16 protein-coding genes are annotated in these 17,600 nt (G+C 64.3%); 7 read left to right on the top strand and 9 right to left on the bottom strand.

What is annotated here, in order from left to right:
• The first annotated feature begins 4 nt into the window (after positions 1-4).
• On the top strand, positions 5-2,401 hold the full coding sequence (locus AC07NV_RS10385; RefSeq protein ID WP_495166271.1) for a TonB-dependent receptor plug domain-containing protein: 2,397 nt from the start codon (positions 5-7) through the stop codon (positions 2,399-2,401).
• Positions 2,402-2,436: 35 nt separating this feature from the next.
• On the opposite strand, the gene AC07NV_RS10380 is transcribed toward AC07NV_RS10385, so the two are convergent.
• The 5 genes from AC07NV_RS10380 to cobT form a co-directional block, all read right to left on the bottom strand.
• Complete coding sequence (locus AC07NV_RS10380) at positions 2,437-3,489, bottom strand: glycosyltransferase family 4 protein (protein ID WP_495166270.1); 1,053 nt, start codon at positions 3,487-3,489, stop codon at positions 2,437-2,439.
• A 12-nt stretch (positions 3,490-3,501) separates the two neighbouring features.
• Complete coding sequence (locus AC07NV_RS10375; RefSeq protein WP_495166269.1) at positions 3,502-4,383, bottom strand: UDP-2,3-diacylglucosamine diphosphatase; 882 nt, start codon at positions 4,381-4,383, stop codon at positions 3,502-3,504.
• A gap of 151 nt (positions 4,384-4,534) precedes the next feature.
• The gene (locus AC07NV_RS10370) at positions 4,535-5,968 is read right to left on the bottom strand and encodes an aldehyde dehydrogenase family protein (RefSeq protein WP_495166268.1); all 1,434 of its coding nucleotides are present in this window, start codon (positions 5,966-5,968) and stop codon (positions 4,535-4,537) included.
• Between the two features lie 136 nt (positions 5,969-6,104).
• A complete protein-coding gene (locus tag AC07NV_RS10365; protein ID WP_495166267.1) occupies positions 6,105-7,751 on the bottom strand; it encodes an acetolactate synthase large subunit in 1,647 nt (548 codons plus the stop codon).
• A 182-nt stretch (positions 7,752-7,933) separates the two neighbouring features.
• Positions 7,934-9,757, bottom strand: a complete 1,824-nt coding sequence (gene cobT / locus AC07NV_RS10360; RefSeq protein WP_495166266.1) for a cobaltochelatase subunit CobT — start codon at positions 9,755-9,757, stop codon at positions 7,934-7,936.
• A 161-nt stretch (positions 9,758-9,918) separates the two neighbouring features.
• Here cobT and AC07NV_RS10355 point away from each other — a divergent pair, with 161 nt between their 5' ends.
• Positions 9,919-11,136, top strand: coding sequence for an MFS transporter (locus AC07NV_RS10355; RefSeq protein WP_495166265.1), 1,218 nt, complete (start codon positions 9,919-9,921; stop codon positions 11,134-11,136).
• Entirely contained in the window at positions 11,133-11,264 is a 132-nt protein-coding gene (locus AC07NV_RS10350) for a hypothetical protein (RefSeq protein ID WP_495166264.1), read from the top strand. Before AC07NV_RS10355 ends, AC07NV_RS10350 begins: the two co-directional genes overlap by 4 nt.
• 4 nt (positions 11,265-11,268) lie before the next feature.
• On the opposite strand, the gene AC07NV_RS10345 is transcribed toward AC07NV_RS10350, so the two are convergent.
• The 4 genes from AC07NV_RS10345 to AC07NV_RS10330 form a co-directional block, all read right to left on the bottom strand.
• Positions 11,269-12,456, bottom strand: a complete 1,188-nt coding sequence (locus AC07NV_RS10345; protein WP_495166263.1) for an alpha/beta hydrolase — start codon at positions 12,454-12,456, stop codon at positions 11,269-11,271.
• Positions 12,457-12,461: 5 nt separating this feature from the next.
• Entirely contained in the window at positions 12,462-13,451 is a 990-nt protein-coding gene (gene cobS, locus AC07NV_RS10340; RefSeq protein ID WP_495166262.1) for a cobaltochelatase subunit CobS, read from the bottom strand.
• Positions 13,452-13,546: 95 nt separating this feature from the next.
• Positions 13,547-13,984 (bottom strand): ester cyclase, encoded by a 438-nt coding sequence (locus tag AC07NV_RS10335; RefSeq protein WP_495166261.1) that lies wholly within the window; start codon positions 13,982-13,984, stop codon positions 13,547-13,549.
• A 10-nt stretch (positions 13,985-13,994) separates the two neighbouring features.
• Entirely contained in the window at positions 13,995-14,486 is a 492-nt protein-coding gene (locus tag AC07NV_RS10330; protein WP_495166260.1) for a J domain-containing protein, read from the bottom strand.
• Between the two features lie 196 nt (positions 14,487-14,682).
• Here AC07NV_RS10330 and AC07NV_RS10325 point away from each other — a divergent pair, with 196 nt between their 5' ends.
• The 4 genes from AC07NV_RS10325 (at position 14,683) to AC07NV_RS10310 (ending at position 17,438) form a co-directional block, all read left to right on the top strand.
• The gene (locus AC07NV_RS10325; RefSeq protein ID WP_495166700.1) at positions 14,683-14,931 is read left to right on the top strand and encodes a BolA family protein; all 249 of its coding nucleotides are present in this window, start codon (positions 14,683-14,685) and stop codon (positions 14,929-14,931) included.
• On the top strand, positions 14,928-15,302 hold the full coding sequence (locus AC07NV_RS10320) for a cupin domain-containing protein (protein WP_495166259.1): 375 nt from the start codon (positions 14,928-14,930) through the stop codon (positions 15,300-15,302). Before AC07NV_RS10325 ends, AC07NV_RS10320 begins: the two co-directional genes overlap by 4 nt.
• Positions 15,302-16,186, top strand: coding sequence for a pirin family protein (locus AC07NV_RS10315; RefSeq protein ID WP_495166258.1), 885 nt, complete (start codon positions 15,302-15,304; stop codon positions 16,184-16,186). The genes AC07NV_RS10320 and AC07NV_RS10315 overlap by 1 nt, the downstream gene beginning before the upstream one ends.
• A gap of 328 nt (positions 16,187-16,514) precedes the next feature.
• On the top strand, positions 16,515-17,438 hold the full coding sequence (locus tag AC07NV_RS10310) for an alpha/beta fold hydrolase (protein WP_495166257.1): 924 nt from the start codon (positions 16,515-16,517) through the stop codon (positions 17,436-17,438).
• Positions 17,439-17,600: the final 162 nt, after the last annotated feature.

Raw genomic sequence — 17,600 nt, 5'->3', positions numbered from 1 at the left:
CGCAATGGCGGAAACCGATGCGCTGCCGGCGAGCGCTGCCGTGACGGCCGAGGTTGACCAGCCGGCCGATCCTGCCCCGACGGCGTCCGATGGCGGCGATGACGTTTATGACGATATCGACGGCGAAGAGATTGTCGTCACCGCACCGCGGCTTGCAGGGCAGCTTGAAACCGACATCAAGGCCGAGGTCGAACTCGATGAGGCGGCGATTGCGAGTTATGGCGTGTCGAACGTCTCCGAACTGCTCGACGCCCTCGCGCCGCAGACGCGCTCGGGGCGCGGGCGCGGCAGCGGGCGGCCGATCATCCTCGTCAACGGCCGCCGCATCGGCGGTTTCGGCGAAGTGCGCAACCTGCCCCCCGAGGCGATCGCAAAGGTCGAGGTCTTTCCCGAAGAGGTCGCGCTGCAATATGGCTATTCGGCCGACGAGCGCGTCGTCAACATGGTGCTCAAGCCCAATTTCCGTCAGATTGCGGTCGAGGGCGAGGGCGGTATCCCGACGCAGGGCGGACGGTTCCAGAGCGAGCTTCAGCCGAGCTTCCTGATGATCGGCGAAAACGGCCGGGTGAACGTCAACGCGGGTTGGGATCACAAGACGATGCTCCGCGAAAGCGAGCGGAACCTCGATTATGACGACCCGGCGCAGGCCGCCGAGGCACCCGCGCGCAGTCTGCTGGGCGCGTCGGACGAATATTCGATCGACGCGACGGTCCAGCGCAGCCTGAACAAGCTGACCGACGCATCGATCAATGTGCGCTTCGACCAGACCGACAGCCTCTCGTTGCTCGGGCCTGGGGTCGGCGGGGTCGACGACCCGCTGACGCGCGACAGCCGCAGCCGCAATCTGACCACCACCGCCAGCGTCAACGGCATGCTGGGCGACTGGCGCTGGTCCGTGTCGGGCAATTATGCCGACGCCGATCAGCTCACCTTCACCGACCGCATCAGTGGAAACCGCGACCGGTTCGACAGCAGTCAGCAGACGTTCGGCGGCAACGCCAACCTGTCGGGCACTGTCACCGAGGGATGGGCCGGACCGATCCGCCTGTCGATGACCGGCAGCTACTCGGGCCAGCGTTTCGACAGCCGCTCCGACAATGCGAACGGCATCACGACCACCGATCTCGCGCGCGACCTTCCGGGCGTTTTCGGTTCGCTGACAATCCCGCTCCTCGATCCCGAATATGAGGTCGGCAAGATCGGCCGTGTCTCGCTGACTTTGAGCGGTCAGGTTCAGAACCCCAGCGACTTTTCTGCGCTCAAGAGCTGGGGCGCGAACCTCAACTGGGGCCTGACCGACAATCTGTCGCTGATCGCGAGCTTCAACCAGGACGAAGCGGCGCCCGGTATCCAGCAACTCGGCGCCGCGCCGCTGGTGACACCTGCGGTGACCTATTATGACTTTTCGACCGGGCAGACGGTGCAGATCACGACGACGACGGGAGGCAATCCCTTCCTGCTCGCCGAGCAGCGCCGCGACCTGAAACTCGGGCTCAACTGGTCGCCGCCGATGCTTGAAGGGCTGAGCTTCTCGGTCAATTACAACCGCAACAAGAGCTATGACACCGCCAACAGCTTCCCGTTGCTGACGCCCGAGATCGAAGCCGCCTTTCCCGACCGTGTGACGCGCGATGCGAACGGCGTGCTGATCGCGCTCGATCAGCGGCCGGTCAATTTCGACCGCGCCGAGAATTCGCAGATCCGCTGGGGCCTGAACTTCGGCAAGAGTTTTGGTCAGCCGCAACAGCGCGGCCCGGGCCTGGGTGGCCCCGGCGGCGGGCGCCCCGATGGTGCGGGCGCTCGCGCGGGTGGCGGACCGGGTGCCGGTGGTGATCGCCCGCGCGGCAGCGGCGGCGGTGGCCCGCGTATGGGCGGCGGCGGGCGCGGTCTCGGTGGGCCCGGCGGCATGTTCGGCGGGCCGCAGGGCGGGCGCTGGTCGGTGTCGCTCTATCACACGATCAAACTGACCGACGAAGTGCTGATCCGCCCCGGCGTTCCCGAACTCGATCTTTTGAACGGGTCGGCGACGGGCAGTAGCGGCGGCAGCAACCGCCACTTGTTCGAGCTCGACAGCGGGGTGTTCTACAAGGGTATGGGCGTGCGGCTCAGCGCCAAATATGACAGCGGCAGCACGGTGACCGGCGGCACCGCGGGCGACCTGAAGTTCGGCGACCTCGCGACCTTCAATCTGCGCTTTTTCGTCGACCTGAACCAGAAGGCGAAGCTGACCGAGAAATTGCCGTTCCTGAAGGGGTCGCGCCTGCGCCTTGCGGTCGACAACATCTTCGACGCCCAACGCAAGATCACCGATGCGAATGGCCGCGTGCCGCTCAATTACCAGCCCAGCTATATCGACCCTCTGGGCCGCTATATCGAGCTGGAGTGGCGCAAGACCTTCTGAAACTGATCTCCTCCCCTATCAAAGGGGGAAGGGATTTAGGCCGGCAGCCGGGTCGTTCCAAGCGCGCTTTCGGGTGTCCGATTGGCAGGCACGAAGGTCAGGGCCTTCGCGAACTGCGCGGTGCAGCTTGCCCAGCTGTATCGCGCGCCCAGTGCCTCGGCGTCGGCGCGGTCGCATGCCAGCGCGGTGTCGATTGCTTTGCCAAGATCCTCGTCGAGCGCGCCGGCGCCGTCCGTCAGGATGTCGCCCGGCCCGGGCACCGGAAAGGCGGCGACGGGTGTGCCGCAGCTCAGCGCCTCGATGACGACCAGACCGAAGGTGTCGGTGCGGCTGGGAAAGACGAAGACGTCTGCCCCCGAATAGGCCGCGGCGAGCGTTTCGCCGCCGAGCTTGCCGAGAAACAGCGCGCCGGGATGCAGCGCCTTCAGTTCGGCGATTGCGGGGCCGTCGCCGACGATGACTTTGGTTCCCGGCCGATCGCAGTCGAGAAAGGCGCCGATATTCTTTTCGACGGCGACGCGGCCGACATAGAGCTGGATCGGACGGGTCAGGCCTTCATAGGCGGGCAGCGGTGCGCGGCCGGGGCGGAACAGGTCATGGTCGACGCCGCGTTCCCACATCATCGTCTGGCCAAGCCCCTGCGCGGCGAGCTCGCGCGCGAGGCTGCGTGTTGCGACCATGATGTGCTGCGCCGGGCGGTGGAACCAGCGAATGAAAGGCCAGACAAGGGCGGGCGATACCGGCAGCCGCGCCGCGACATATTCGGGAAAGCGCGTGTGATAGGCGGTGGTGAACGGAAAGCCGTTCTTCACGCACCAGCGCCGCGCCGCGAGCCCAAGCGGACCCTCGGTCGAAATATGGATCGCCTGCGGACCGAAAGCGCGGATATGCCGCCCGACCTTGCGCCAACCGGCGAAGGCGAGACGGATTTCGGGGTAGGAGGGGCAGGGCATCGACCGGAACAGGTCCGGCGAAACCACCCCGACCTCATGCCCCGCGGCGCGCAGTTCGGCGATCGTCGCCTGCAACGTGCGGACAACGCCATTGACCTGGGGTTCCCAGGCGTCGGTGACGATGAGGATTCTCATGCTGCCGGATCCTTATGCTGCACGCGCCGGAGCGGGGAGCTGGAGCGTCGTCGGCGCCGAACGTGCTGCGACCTCTTCGGCCCAGTGCAGGATTTCCATCGTCCCGTCATGATGTTCGACCAGCGCCGTGCAGCCTTCGACCCAGTCGCCGTCGTTATAATATTCGGTGCCCTCGATCTCGCGCATTTCGGCGCTGTGGATATGGCCGCACACGACCCCGTCGACCCCGCGCGAGCGCGCCGCATGCGCGACGACTTCCTCATAGCGCCCGATGAACTGGACCGCGTTCTTGACCTTGTGCTTGGCGACCATCGACAGCGACCAATAGGGCAGGCCGAAGGCGCTGCGGATGCGGTTCACGACCACATTGCACTTCATCAGCGCGGTGTAGGCGGCGTCGCCGACGAAGGCGAGCCAGCGGTGCGCGAGCATCACCGCGTCGAATTCGTCGCCATGGACGACGAGCAGTTTGCGGCCGTCGGCGGTCTCGTGGATCGCCTCGCGGCGGATCTCGACCCCGCCGAAATCGAAGCCGTCGAACGGCTTGCACATTTCGTCATGGTTGCCGGGGACATAGACGACGCGTGTGCCGCGTTTCGCACGCTTGAGCACGCGCCACACGACGTCATTATGTTCGGGCGGCCAGAAATGCCGCTTCTTGAGACGCCAGCCGTCGATGATGTCGCCGACGAGGTAGAGCGTCTCGCAATCGACATGGTCGAAGAAGTCGATCAGCATCGCGGCATTGCAGCCGCGCGTGCCGAGGTGGATGTCGCTGACCCACACCGTCCGATAACTCCGCCGCTCGCCGATCAGCCGTTCGGGAACATGCGGATCGGTCGTGAAGGGGTCGGGAAAACGCGCGGGGATGGGCAGGGTCGAAATCGATGCCATGTCACACTCCGAAAGCAGCCTTTAGCTGCTCTCGGCCTAGACAGGAGTTTTGTTACACCCTTCGACTCAAAGTCGCGACAATTCAGGGACGGTTCGGCGTCACTTCCATGACGTTGCCTATCTGACACATATATGGTTAGCCATGATCCAATCAGGTTCGCCGGATCACCAAATTCCTGATTTCGCTCATATCCTCGATCGCGAAGCGAACGCCCTCGCGGCCGAGCCCGCTATCCTTGACCCCGCCATAAGGCATATTGTCAACGCGGTAGGACGACACGTCGTTGACGACGATACCGCCGACGTCGAGATGATCCCATGCGTCGAGTATCTTGTGAATGTCGCGCGTGAAGATTCCGGCCTGAAGCCCGAATTTGCTATCGTTGACCTCGGCCAGCGCGGCTTCCCAGTTCGAGAATTTCGACAGGATGACGACCGGGCCGAAGGCCTCTTCGCGCACGACGTCGGTGTCGCCGGGCACATTCTCCAGCAGCGCGGCGTCGAGCATATTGCCCTCGCAGCCGCCGCCCGCGAGCAGCGTCGCGCCGGCAGCGACGGCGTCGTCGATCCAGCCCTTGAGGCGCTGTGCTTCCTTGACCGAAATCATCGGGCCGATGAAGGTGTCGCGCAGTTTCGGATCGCCCGATTTCAGCGTCCTGACCTTCGCCGTGAGCATGTCGCGGAACGTGTCGTAGATATCCTCGTGGATGATCACACGCTGGACATGGATGCAGCTTTGTCCCGACTGGTAATAGCCGCCGAAGATGATGCGTGCGAGTGCATGGTCGAGGTCGGCGTCCTTGTCGACGACGACCGCGGCATTGCCGCCGAGTTCGAGCACGACCTTCTTCTTGCCCGCCTTCGTTTTCAAATCCCAGCCGACGCCGGGCGAGCCGGTGAAGCTGAGCAATTTCAGCCGTTCGTCGGTGGTGAACAGGTCGGCGCCCGCGCGCGTCGCCGGCAATATACTGAACGCACCCTCGGGCAGGATATCGCATTCGGCGAGCACTTCGCCCATGATGATCGCGCCGAGCGGGGTCAGCGATGCGGGCTTCATCACGAACGGGCAGCCGATCGCGATCGCCGGTGCGATCTTGTGCGCGGCGAGGTTGAGCGGGAAGTTGAACGGCGAGATGAAACTGCACGGCCCGATCGGCACGCGCTTCCACATCCCCATATAGCCCTTGGCGCGCGCCGAAATGTCGAGCGGCTGGACCTCGCCATAGTTGCGGGTCGCTTCCTCGGCGGCGATGCGGAAGGTGTCGATCAGGCGCGTGACCTCACCCTCGGAATCGGCGATCGGCTTGCCGGCTTCGACGCATAGGGCAAAAGCGAGCTCGTCGAACCGCTCCTGAAATCGCGTCACGCAATGCGTCAGCACGTCGCGTTTCTCGAAACTCGCGAGCTTCGCCATCGGCTCGGCGGCGCGCACCGCGCCGGCGATCGCTTCGTCGATCACATCGGGTGTCGCCAAGGCGGTGCGGAAGGCGACCTCGCCGGTGAACTTGTCGATCACCTCGAGGTCGGTGTTCGGCTGCACCGCCTTGTTGTTGAGATAGAGCGGATAGACGTCTTTGAGTTTCATTCAGCTTCTCCCCCCTCCCGCTTGCGGGAGGGGTTGGGGGTGGGCCAGCAACGGTGCGGATAGCCCACCCCGCTGCGACTAGCGAGCGAGCTCGCAAGTCTCGCTGCCCCTCCCGCTTGCGGGAGGGGAGTCCATGTTACAGCTCCTTCGACAGCTTCTTGATGTCGATGTTGAGGATCTGGTCATTCTCCGAATAATCGACCGGGCAATCGATCAGATGCACCCCCGGCGTATCGCGCGTGTGGGCGAGAAGTTCCTTCAGATGCGCGGCGCTTGTCACGCGGTGTCCGTGTGCGCCATAGCTTTCGGCATATTTGACGAAATCGGGGTTGCCATAGGTCAGCCCCCAATCCTTGAAGCCCATGTTCGCCTGTTTCCAGCGGATCATGCCATAGCTGTTGTCATTCAGGATCAGCACCGTGATGTTGAGGCCGAGGCGGACCGCGGTCTCCATCTCCTGGCTGTTCATCATGAAGCCGCCGTCGCCGCAGATCGCCATCACCTTGCGATCCGGGTAGACCATCGCCGACATCATCGCCGACGGCAGCCCCGCGCCCATCGTCGCCAGCGCATTGTCGAGCAGCACCGTGTTCGGCTTGCATGCGGTATAGCCGCGCGCGAACCAGATCTTGTACACGCCATTGTCGAGGCAGATGATCCCGTCGTCGGGCATCGCGTCGCGCACCGACTGCACCAGATGCGGCGGGAAGATCGGGAAGCGCTCGTCCTTCGCCAGCGGCGCGGTATGGTCGACTTCGGCCTGGCGATAGGCGAGCAGATGGTCGAATTTCCATCCGCCGTTGGGGACGATGTCCTCCTTCATCTGCCACACCGCATTGGCGATATCGCCGATCACTTCGATGTCGGGAAAATAGACCGGATCGACCTCGGCGGTCTTGGTCGACACATGGATCACCGTTGGCCCACCCTGCTTCATAAAGAAGGGCGGCTTTTCGATCACATCATGACCAAGGTTCACGATGCAGTCCGACGCCTCGACGGCACGGTGCACGAAGTCGCCCGACGAGAGCGCGGCGCAGCCGAGGAATTTCGGATGCCGTTCGTCGATCACGCCCTTGCCGAGCTGGGTCGTGAGGAAGGGAATGCCGGTCTTTTCGATGAATTGCAGCAGCATGCGGCTGGTCATCGTGCGGTTGGCGCCGGCACCGATGACGAGCACGGGTGATTTCGCCTTTTCGAGCACGCGCACCGCCTCGCGAACCGACTTCACGTCGGCGGTCGGCCGGCGGACGTGGCTGCGCTTGATCGGGACGCTGTCGGTATGCTCGTCGGCGATATCCTCGGGCAATTCGATATGCACCGCGCCGGGCTTTTCCTCCTCGGCAAGGCGGATCGCTTCGCGGACGCGGCTCGGAATATTGTCCGATGACGCCATCTGGTGGGTAAATTTGGTGATCGGTCCCATCATCCGGACGACGTCGAGGATCTGGAAGCGGCCCTGCTTCGATTTCTTGATCGGCTTTTGCCCGGTGATCATCATCATCGGCATGCCGCCGAGCTGCGCATAGGCAGCCGCAGTGACGAAGTTTGTCGCGCCCGGTCCCAATGTCGCGAGGCAGACTCCGGTCTTGCCGGTGTGACGCCCGTAGGTGGCGGCCATGAAGCCCGCGCCCTGTTCGTGCCGCGTCAGGATCAGCTTGATCTTGGTCGAGCGCGACAGGCTGTCGAGGAAGTCGAGATTTTCCTCGCCCGGAACGCCGAAAATATATTCGACGCCTTCTTCTTCCAGACACTCGATGAACAGGTCGGATGCTTTTTTCATGCGTAGTCGCCCCCTCAGCCACGCACCCCATGGTGCGGCCCCAAGTCATGCCGGCGACCCCTCAGCATTAATGTCAGTGCAGCGGCCCTCGTCGTAAGGTCGCGAGTCCCTGCTGCCCCGGAAGGGTTTGTAACGAGGGGGCAAGGGGTTGTCACCCACCCCGTAGGGCCCCCCATTTCAGCTCAATCGATGTCGAACAAGCCCGCCAGCTGCTCGACCATCGTCCCGCCCAACTGCTCGGCGTCCATGATGGTGACGGCGCGGCTGTAATAGCGCGTCACATCGTGACCGATGCCGATCGCGCACAGCTCGACCGGCGAGCGGGACTCGATCCATTCGATCACCTGCCGCAGATGCTGGTCGAGATAGGCGCCGTGGTTGACCGACAGCGTGCTGTCGTCGACCGGCGCGCCGTCGGAAATCACCATCAGTATCTTGCGTTCTTCGGGGCGGCCGATGATGCGGCTGTGCGCCCATGTCAGCGCCTCGCCGTCGATATTCTCTTTCAGCAGCCCTTCGCGCATCATCAGTCCGAGCGACTTGCGCGCGCGGCGATAGGGTTCGTCGGCGGGCTTGTAGATGATGTGGCGCAAATCGTTGAGGCGGCCGGGGTGCGCCGGGCGCCCCGCGGCGAGCCAGTCCTCGCGGCTTTGCCCGCCCTTCCATGTCCGCGTCGTGAAGCCCAGAATCTCGGTCTTCACGCCGCAGCGTTCGAGCGTGCGCGCGAGGATGTCGGCGCTGATCGCGGCGATGCTGATCGGACGGCCGCGCATCGATCCGCTGTTGTCGATCAGCAGCGTGACGACGGTATCGCGGAAGTCGGTATCGCGCTCGATCTTGTAGCTCAGCGACTGGCCGGGCGAGACGATGACGCGCGCGAGCCGCGCCGCGTCGAGCTGGCCTTCTTCCTGATCGAAGTCCCACGCGCGGTTCTGCTGCGCCATCAAGCGGCGCTGGAGCCGGTTCGCCAGCTTGGTCACCGCGCCCTGCAGATGCGCCATCTGCTGGTCGAGATAGGCGCGCAGGCGGGTCAGTTCGTCGGCGTCGCACAGCTCGGTCGCGAGGATGATTTCGTCATGTTTTTCGGTGAAGCGCAGATAGTTGAAATCGGGAATGTCGCTCGGCAGGCGGTTGGGGCGCACCGGCAACATGCCCTCGTCGCCTTCGCCGCCCATTTCGGGCTCGCCGTCGGCTTCCATTTCCTGCGCGTCGGGGTCGCTGTCGCCGTCGTCGGCCTGATCGCCCGCCATTTCGGCGCGGGCATCGACCTGCGATTCACCGGCGCCGCCGTCTTCGCTGTCCTGCTCTTCCTGATTTTCCTCGGCCTCGGATTCATCTTCCTCGCCGCCGTCCTCGGCGCCCTCTTCCATCGGCTCGTCGCCATAGATGAGGTCGAGGTGGCGCAGCGCGAGCTTCGCGGTTTCGCCAAAGGCCGCCTGATCGTCGAGCAGCATCGAGAGCGCGGTCAAGTCGCCGCCCGCTTCCTTCGATATCCATTCGCGGACCAACGACAGGCCGGTCTCGGTGCCCTGCGGTGCCTGTTCGCCGGTCAGCGCTTCGCGCAGCATCAGTTCGAGCGCGCTCGATACCGGGACTTCGTCGCGGTTCTGCGCGCGGCTGATCGGGTCGCTGCGCATCCGCATCGCGAGGCTGGCCGACAGGTTGCTGCGCATCCCGTCCATATGGCGCGCGCCCAATGCCTCGATCCGGGCGCGCTCCATCGCGTCGAACGCGGCGGCGGCGAGCGGCTCGGCGGGGCGCGCCGCGGCGTGCAGCTTTTCGCTATGGTGCTTCATGCGCAGCGCATAGGCGTCGGCGAAGCCGCGGGCCTCGGCGACCTGATCGGCGGGCAGGGTGCGCGAAGGCGTGGGAACCTTGATCGCCTTGCCGATCTGCGCGGGCGCGTCGGCGGTAAAGCCGACCTCGACTTCGGCATCGCGGGTGACGGCGCGCGCGACGCTCGACAGCGCGGCCTTGAAATCGTCGAGGGGAGATTGGGCAGACATTTCGAGTCGGCTCTAACCAGCTTTTGCCGTCGAAGGAAGAGTCGGGTAGCCGTCTTTTCAATCGTCACCCCGGACTTGATCCGGGGTGACGAAAGAGGGAGTGGACAGGGTAGTAGCTAAGCTCGCTTGACCTTGCGCGGGCTCAGGAGCATCGGCTGGATATGAGCTCCCCCGCACTCTCCCCCATGAAAAAGCCGTGGGTCGTCATCGTCTGCGCGGCGTTCATCGTTACGCTCGCGATGGGTGTGCGCCAGTCGTTCGGCCTGTTCCTGCCGCAGATGAGCGTCGATATCGGGATCAGCCGGTCCGACTTCGGCCTCGCGATGGCGCTCCAGAATCTGTTGTTCGGCCTCGTCCAGCCGTTCGTCGGCGCGCTTGCCGACAAGCATGGTGCGGGGCGCGTCGTGCTCGCCGGGGCGCTGCTCTACGCGCTCGGGCTGATCGGTGCGGCCTTTGCAACCGATGCGATCGGGCTGCATATCAGCTTCGGTTTGCTGATCGGCATGGCGCAGTCGGCAACGACCTTTGTCGTCGTTCTCGGCGCAGTCGGGCGCGTCGTCAGCCCCGAAAAGCGCAGCAGTGCGTTCGGGATCGTGACGGCGGGCGGATCGCTCGGGCAATTCCTCGTCGTCCCGCTGGCATCGATGCTGCTTGGCAACATCGGCTATCATGAGACGTTGTGGATCATGGCGGGTCTTGTCGCGCTGTGCGGGCTGCTCGCGATCGGCGTTTCCGGCCGCACCGACACACCGGGCACGCTCGCGGTCGAGGAGCAGACCGCGCGCGAAGCGCTGCGCGAGGCCGCGATTCATCGTGGCTACTGGCTGCTCAACGCGGGGTTTTTCGTCTGCGGTTTCCACATCGCCTTCATCGCGACGCATCTGCCCGCCTATCTCGACGACAAGGGTCTCGGGATCGAGATCGGGGCGCAGGTGCTGGCGCTTGTCGGGCTGTTCAACATCCTCGGCTCCTATGTGTTCGGCCGGGCGGGCGATTTCCTGCGCCAGAAATATGTGCTGTCGGCACTTTATACCGCGCGCTCGGCGGTGATCGCGCTGTTCCTCTTCCTCCCGCTCAGCCACGCCAGCGCGCTGGTGTTCGCGGGGGCAATGGGCTTCCTCTGGCTCGGCACCGTGCCGCTGACCAGCGGCATCGTCGGGCGTGTTTTCGGCATCCGCCATCTGTCGATGCTCTACGGCATCGTCTTCCTCAGCCATCAGCTGGGAAGCTTCTTCGGTGCCTATACGGCAGGGCTGATCTTCGACGCGACCGGCAGCTATAATATCGCGTGGGGTTTCTCGATCGCGCTCGGGCTGTTCGCCGGGCTCGTCCACCTGCCGATCGCCGACGCACCGGTCAAGCGGTTGCAGCCGGCGTGAGGCTGGCGCGGCAGGACTGGATTGCGCTCGCGCTGTTCGGCCTTGTCGCGGCCGGCGGCCTGTGGCTGTGGACCGGCGAGGGGCCGGTCGTCTGGCTCACCAACTTCGCCATCATGTGCGGCTTCTGAAAAGCTACTCGGCCGCTTCGATTTCGGGGGTTCGGTGGCAGATTGCGTCGTCGCCGCCCTTGGGCACGGCGGGATCGGGGAGCAGCCGGAACACATGGGCAAGCTGCGTCGCCGTGCGCTCGGGCCGCGTCCGCTTGCCCGCGACGACATCGACAAAATCGCGGCACGCGACCGCGCTGCGCAGGAAGTTGCTGTGCCCGGTGGTGCCGCGCGAAACGTCGGTGGTGTCGATCACGGTCAGTCCCGAAACCGCCGCGGTATAACAACGGACCGGCAATCCCTTGGCGTTGAGGTCAGCGGCTTCGAACGGGTCGAAGCAATAGGGCGAACCGAGCCGGGGATAGCCGTGCAGTGCGCGCGATGCGGCGAGCGCCTTGTCGGCGTGCGAGACATAGATGGTGATCCGCCGATCGCGCGCGACGCGCCGCGCCGCGAGCACTTCCTCTTCGATATCGCGCTCGAACGTCTCGCGGTCGATGTCGGGCGAGGCGAGTATGATGTTCGAGATATTGCTGCTGTCGGCGCTGCTCGATGTCCGGTCGACGTATGAAATCGCCGGGATGACGAGCCGCGCGCCGAGCGAATGCGACACGATGACGATCTCCTTGACCCACGGCCGTTCGGCGAGTGTCTTCAGGAAGTCGCGGAAATTGCGGACGTCGTGATACATGTTGGTTTCGTCGACTGCATAACTCAGCACCTCGCCCTGCGACGGCCAGCTATATTCGATGACCGGTCCGACGAAGCCCGTCATGCGGGCGATCTGCGCCGCGTCCTTCGATGTGCTCTCGAACGTTTCGCGATAGCCATGGACGTAAAGCAGGACGCGTCCCTGCCGTTTGTCGGTTTCGGACTGCAGCGCCTTCCACCAGTCACCCGATTCCTGAAACGCCAGCGGGGTCCGCAGTTTCTTCTTCTTGCCCACTTCGATTTCGCGGGGCGCGGCGAAATGGCCATAGCGCATCTTGTCGCCGCGATGGCGGAGCAGACTGATGTCGTCGGTGCGGCAGTCGGGCAGGCGGCTCGTCACGAAGAAATAGGGCAGCGCTTCGGCATCGACCGCCGCGCCCGATTGCGCCGTGCAGCGCGGGTCGGCGACATAGTCGGCGTGGCGGACTGGGCCATAATCGACCGCCGCGATGCTGCACCCTGACAGGGCCAATGCCGCGCACGCCACCGGCAGGCGGCGCATCGACTTCACTTGGCGACCACGCTTTCGGGCAGGTCTTCGCCGAACACGCGCTGATAATATTCGGCGACGATCATCCGTTCGGCCTCGTCGCATTTGTTGAGGAAGGTCAGGCGAAAGGCGAAACCGATATTGTTGAAGATCGCGGTGTTCTGCGCCCAGCTGATCACTGTGCGCGGGCTCATCACGGTCGAGATATCGCCGTTGATGAAGCCCTGCCGCGTCAAATCGGCGACCTTCACCATATTGGCGACGGTCGTCTCGTCGGTGTTCGGTACCTTGGCGAGGATGATCGCGCTCTCGGTCGCGGCGGGCAGATAGTTCAGCGTGACGACGATGTTCCAGCGGTCCATCTGGCCCTGGTTGATCTGTTGCGTGCCGTGATAAAGCCCGCTCGTGTCGCCGAGCCCGACGGTGTTCGCGGTCGAGAACAGGCGGAAATGCGGGTTCGGGCGGATCACGCGGTTCTGGTCGAGCAGGGTCAGCTTGCCCTCGGTCTCGAGCACGCGCTGGATCACGAACATCACGTCGGGACGGCCCGCGTCATATTCGTCGAAGACGAGCGCGGTCGGGGTCTGGAGCGCCCAGGGGAGCAGGCCTTCGCGAAATTCGGTGACCTGCTGACCGTCGCGCAGCACGATCGCGTCGCGGCCGACAAGGTCGATACGGCTGATATGCGCGTCGAGGTTGACGCGGATGCACGGCCATTTGAGGCGCGCCGCGACCTGTTCGATATGCGTCGACTTGCCGGTGCCGTGATAGCCCTGCACCATGACGCGGCGGTTGTATTTGAAACCCGCGAGGATCGCGAGCGTCGTATCGCCGTCGAAGACATAGGCGGGATCGAGGTCGGGAACGCGTTCATCGGCCTCGCTGAACGCCGGTACTTTCATGTCGATGTCGACCCCGAATATCTCGCGCGCGTCGATCTCGACATCGGGCGCCGCAAGGAGCGTCGAGCCATGGTGATCGGGAAGGCTGTTCGGAATATCGGTCATGTCACAAGGTCCAGCGAAACGATAAGGGGAGAGTCGCCGCGGACGGCGCTTCGGCTAGCGCGGTATAGGCCCCGGTTTCAGCTTGCAACGCCTTTTCAGAGCAAATCGAGCGCCTTCATCACCGCCGACTGGTCGTAATAGGGGCGTTCGCAGACGATCTTGTCGCTGCCCGGCGCGAACTCGAAGCTCGCGGCCATGCGAATGCGGAACGCCTTGCCGGTCGGCTCGATCGTCCTGAGGCCGAGCTTCAGCGGGCCAAGATGGGTGCCGGTCAGCCAGAATTCGACGAGCACCGTGTTCGTGCCCTCGTCGGCCGCGATCGCGATGACCTCGTTCGCCTGATCGGGAAAAGGCTCGCGCGATGCGGCGAAATAGGATCGTACCGCCGTCTCGCCGTCAAAGATGGTGCCGGGACCCATCAGCTCGTAGCGCGGGTGGTCGAAGGTCGCGATGACGCCGTCCCAGTCGTGCGTGATTTCGAGGGCCATGTGGCGGCGCACCACCTCGATCCGGGCTTCATTGAGGTCGGTCATCGCAGTCTCCCTATGCGAAAGCCTTTGTCTTGCGGAGCAACTGGTACGCCGCGACGACTTCGCCCAGCCGCGACTCGAAACTGCGGTCGCCGCCGTTGCGGTCGGGATGATAGCGCCGGACGAGCTCGCTGTAACGCCGCCTGAGCGCCGCGCGGTCGGCACCGGCGGCCAGGCCCAGCAATTGCATCGCGGCATGTTCCTCGCGCGACAGGCCGGGATTGGCCGCCTCGCGCCGGGCCTCGTCCATCCGCTGGCGAAAGCGCGCGCCGAGCGCGTCGATCGGGTCCCTGAAATCGGCCCAGCGCGGTGGCAGGTCGGCGCTGCCCGCGGCGCGGAAGGTACGGCTTTCGGTTTCCCAGCCCGCGGTCGGTGACTGCGCCTCCATGATCTGGTCGGCGTTCATGCCCTCGAAAAAATTATAGCCCGCGTTGAATTCGCGAACATGGTCGAGGCACAACCAGCGATATTGCGGGGGACCGTCGGGCGAGCGTGTCCACGACATCGGCGCGCGGAACTCGCCCGGCTCGCGGCATCCGGGCGCGGCGCAGGGCTCCTCGCGCGGGACACGGCCATGAAAACGGGAAGGGCGTGCAGAAGAAGGCACAACAGACTTTCAAGAGGTGCTGGAGGTCTTATAATTTGGCGACGAAGCGCCTATGGTCAACCCCATGAGCAGCAAAGGCCCCGCACAGCAAGAGATGGAAAGCCTGCTCGCCGCAGCCTTTCCCGACGCCATTTTCACCGTCAGCAACGACAGCGCCCAGCATCATGGCCACGCTGGCGACGACGGCAGCGGCGAGTCGCATTTCAGCCTGACCATCGAATGGGCGGGCTTTGCCGGCCAGAACCGTGTCGCGCGTCAGCGCGCGGTGAACAAGGCGCTCGGCGACCTGCCGGGGCAGCGCGTTCATGCGCTCGCGATCAAGGCGACCGCGCCGGGAGAATGAAGATGCCGGACAAGGTCAATCTCGCAGAAGCCTTTGCAACCTTCCACGATCACTGGAACCCGCGCGTCGCGGGCGATATCAACAATTTCCAGGTCAAGCTGGTCAAGTTTGCCGGCCAGTTCGACTGGCATCACCATGACCATGAGGATGAATTGTTCCTTGTTGTCGCGGGGCGGATGAAGATGGGGCTGCGGACCGGCGACGTGATCGTCGAACCCGGCGAGTTCATCATTGTCCCGCACGGCACCGAACATTGCCCCGAGGCGCTGGACGGCGAATGCCAGGTGCTTCTCCTCGAACCGAACTCGACATTGAACACGGGCAATGTCGAAACCGAAAAGACGAAGAAAACACTGGAAAGGCTCGATTGATGTTCGACATCATCACCCCCTCGACCCACGATCTTGGCGCCTTCGAAGTGCGGCGCACGCTGCCGAACAAGGCGCGGACGATGGTCGGCCCCTTTATCTTCGTCGATCAGTTCGGCCCCGCGCATTTCGACATCGGCCGCGGCATGGACGTGCGCCCGCATCCGCATATCAACCTCGCGACGGTGACCTATTTGTTCGAGGGCGCGATCGATCATCGCGACAGCATCGGCACCTTCGCGACGATCCGCCCCGGCGCGTGCAATCTGATGACCGCGGGCAGCGGTATCGCCCATTCGGAGCGCACCCCCGCTGCCGAGCGCGCCACGGGATCGGGCATTTCGGGAATGCAGACCTGGCTTGCCTTGCCCGACGGCAAGGAAGAGATCGACGCGGCGTTCGAGCATGTCGCGAAGGACGATCTGCCGCTGATCGAGGACAATGGCGTGTCGGCGCGCGTCATCATGGGCAGCCTGTGGGGCGCGACCTCGCCGATCACCCAGCACGCCGCGACCATCTATGCCGATATCTTGATGAATGCGGGCGCGACGATTCCGATCGATGCCGAAGCCGACGAGCGCGCGGTGCTCGTGGCGCTCGGCGATGCGAGCCTCGATGGCGAGCGCCTCGACCGTTACAGCCTCTACATATTGAAGCCGGGACAAGCGATGACGCTGCGCGCCGACACCGACGCGCGCGTGATGCTGCTCGGCGGCGAGGCGTTCAAGACCCCGCGTCACGTCTGGTGGAATTTCGTGAGTTCCTCGCGCGACCGCATCAATCAGGCAAAACACGACTGGAAAGAGCGTAAATTCCCGCTCGTCCCCGGCGACAGCGAGGAATTTATCCCGATCCCCGAAGTGCCGAAGACGGTCAGCTATCCCTAAAGGGGATTCCAGAACCCTGGGCGTAGCGAGGATATGGATGGCTGCTGACGACCGATTGCGGACATCTTCTCCCCTCCCGCAAGCGGGAGGGGTCGGGGGTGGGCAGCGACGTTGCGTTCGTGCCCACCCCGCTGCGGCTAGCCAGCAAGCTGGCAAGCCTCGCTGCCCCTCCCGCTTGCGGGAGGGGAGAGCAACGTCCGCTTTCCATCCCAAAACGGACGGTCCTTGCGAGACCATCCTTCGCGATGGCACCTGAGCGGTGCCTACTTGCCAGCCGCATCGATCCCCGCCAGATTGGTTTTGAAAAGAAACCAAAGGAGTGGTGTGGATGACCGTCGATTTCGAACAGCAGCGGGTGAAGCTTTCGACGGGGGTCGAACTCGACGTCGTCGACATCGGTCCGCGCGATGCGCCCGTGCTGATCTTTCTCCACGGCTTTCCCGAATCGCACCGCACCTGGCGCCACCAGCTGCCGCATTTTGCCACACGCTTTCGCTGCATTGCGCCCGACCAGCGCGGCTATCGCGGGTCATCGAAGCCGCAGGACGCCGAATCCTACACCCCCGACAAGCTGATCGCCGATATCTTCGCGCTCGCCGATGCGCTGGGGGTGGGCGAGTTCACCATCGTCGGTCACGACTGGGGCGGGGCGATTGCGTGGGGTGTCGCGCTTGGCGGCCAGCCGGGCGGATTGCATCCGGGATGGGCGGGCCGCGTGACGCGCGCGGTGATCGCCAATGCGCCGCACCCGGCGATCTTTCAGCGCCTGCTCGCGACCAACGCCGATCAGCGCGCGGCCAGCCAGTATATCCGTATTTTCCGCGACCCTGCGAGCGATGCGCTGATCGAGGCGCATGGCATTGCGGGCATCCTGGCTCACGCCTTCGCCGACCGGGTGCCGAGCGGCGGTATCCAGCCGCCCGACGAAATCGCCCGGCTGCTCAAGGATTGGGAGGATCGCGACAGCTGCCGCGCGATGATCAACTGGTATCGCGGTTCGCCGATGACCGTGCCGGCGATGGATGAGCCCTATGCCGAACCGCCCGCCGTCCCGTTCCCGAAGCTCGCTATCCCGACGCTGGTCGTATGGGCGCTTGACGATGTGGCGCTGCCGCCGTGCAATCTGGACGGCATCGAGGAACTCGTTCCCGATGTGACGATCGTTCAGGTCCCCGATTGCGGCCATTTCGTACCGTGGGAAGCGCCCGATGCGGTCAATCTGGCGATGGACGAATTCTTCGCCGGAGGCTGAATCAGCGTCTTTGGCGGGCGCTTTGAAAAAGGGGCGGGCGGCAATTGTGCCGCCCGCCGTCGGGGGGGTCTGTTCATGCGTGTACGGGCACGCGAATTAGTTTGGGTCGCGACCTTTTTCTTCCGGCCTTACTATCGGCCGAAGAATTGGGAAGCGCGAGTT

This window comes from Sphingopyxis sp. GW821-FHT10B01 (genome assembly GCF_059415685.1).
Note: the sequence above shows the minus strand (reverse complement) of the source record. Positions and strands in the feature narration are given on the sequence as shown.

Excerpts from the sequence above, each read along its gene's own strand:
- AC07NV_RS10385 (WP_495166271.1), top strand. The coding sequence starts at position 5 with ATGGCGGAAACCGATGCGCTGCCGGCGAGCGCTGCCGTGACGGCCGAG.
- AC07NV_RS10380 (WP_495166270.1), bottom strand. The coding sequence starts at position 3,489 with ATGAGAATCCTCATCGTCACCGACGCCTGGGAACCCCAGGTCAATGGC.
- AC07NV_RS10375 (WP_495166269.1), bottom strand. The coding sequence starts at position 4,383 with ATGGCATCGATTTCGACCCTGCCCATCCCCGCGCGTTTTCCCGACCCC.
- AC07NV_RS10370 (WP_495166268.1), bottom strand. The coding sequence starts at position 5,968 with ATGAAACTCAAAGACGTCTATCCGCTCTATCTCAACAACAAGGCGGTG.
- AC07NV_RS10365 (WP_495166267.1), bottom strand. The coding sequence starts at position 7,751 with ATGAAAAAAGCATCCGACCTGTTCATCGAGTGTCTGGAAGAAGAAGGC.
- cobT (WP_495166266.1), bottom strand. The coding sequence starts at position 9,757 with ATGTCTGCCCAATCTCCCCTCGACGATTTCAAGGCCGCGCTGTCGAGC.
- AC07NV_RS10355 (WP_495166265.1), top strand. The coding sequence starts at position 9,919 with ATGAGCTCCCCCGCACTCTCCCCCATGAAAAAGCCGTGGGTCGTCATC.
- AC07NV_RS10345 (WP_495166263.1), bottom strand. The coding sequence starts at position 12,456 with ATGCGCCGCCTGCCGGTGGCGTGCGCGGCATTGGCCCTGTCAGGGTGC.
- cobS (WP_495166262.1), bottom strand. The coding sequence starts at position 13,451 with ATGACCGATATTCCGAACAGCCTTCCCGATCACCATGGCTCGACGCTC.
- AC07NV_RS10335 (WP_495166261.1), bottom strand. The coding sequence starts at position 13,984 with ATGACCGACCTCAATGAAGCCCGGATCGAGGTGGTGCGCCGCCACATG.
- AC07NV_RS10330 (WP_495166260.1), bottom strand. The coding sequence starts at position 14,486 with ATGTCGTGGACACGCTCGCCCGACGGTCCCCCGCAATATCGCTGGTTG.
- AC07NV_RS10325 (WP_495166700.1), top strand. The coding sequence starts at position 14,683 with ATGGAAAGCCTGCTCGCCGCAGCCTTTCCCGACGCCATTTTCACCGTC.
- AC07NV_RS10320 (WP_495166259.1), top strand. The coding sequence starts at position 14,928 with ATGAAGATGCCGGACAAGGTCAATCTCGCAGAAGCCTTTGCAACCTTC.
- AC07NV_RS10315 (WP_495166258.1), top strand. The coding sequence starts at position 15,302 with ATGTTCGACATCATCACCCCCTCGACCCACGATCTTGGCGCCTTCGAA.
- AC07NV_RS10310 (WP_495166257.1), top strand. The coding sequence starts at position 16,515 with ATGACCGTCGATTTCGAACAGCAGCGGGTGAAGCTTTCGACGGGGGTC.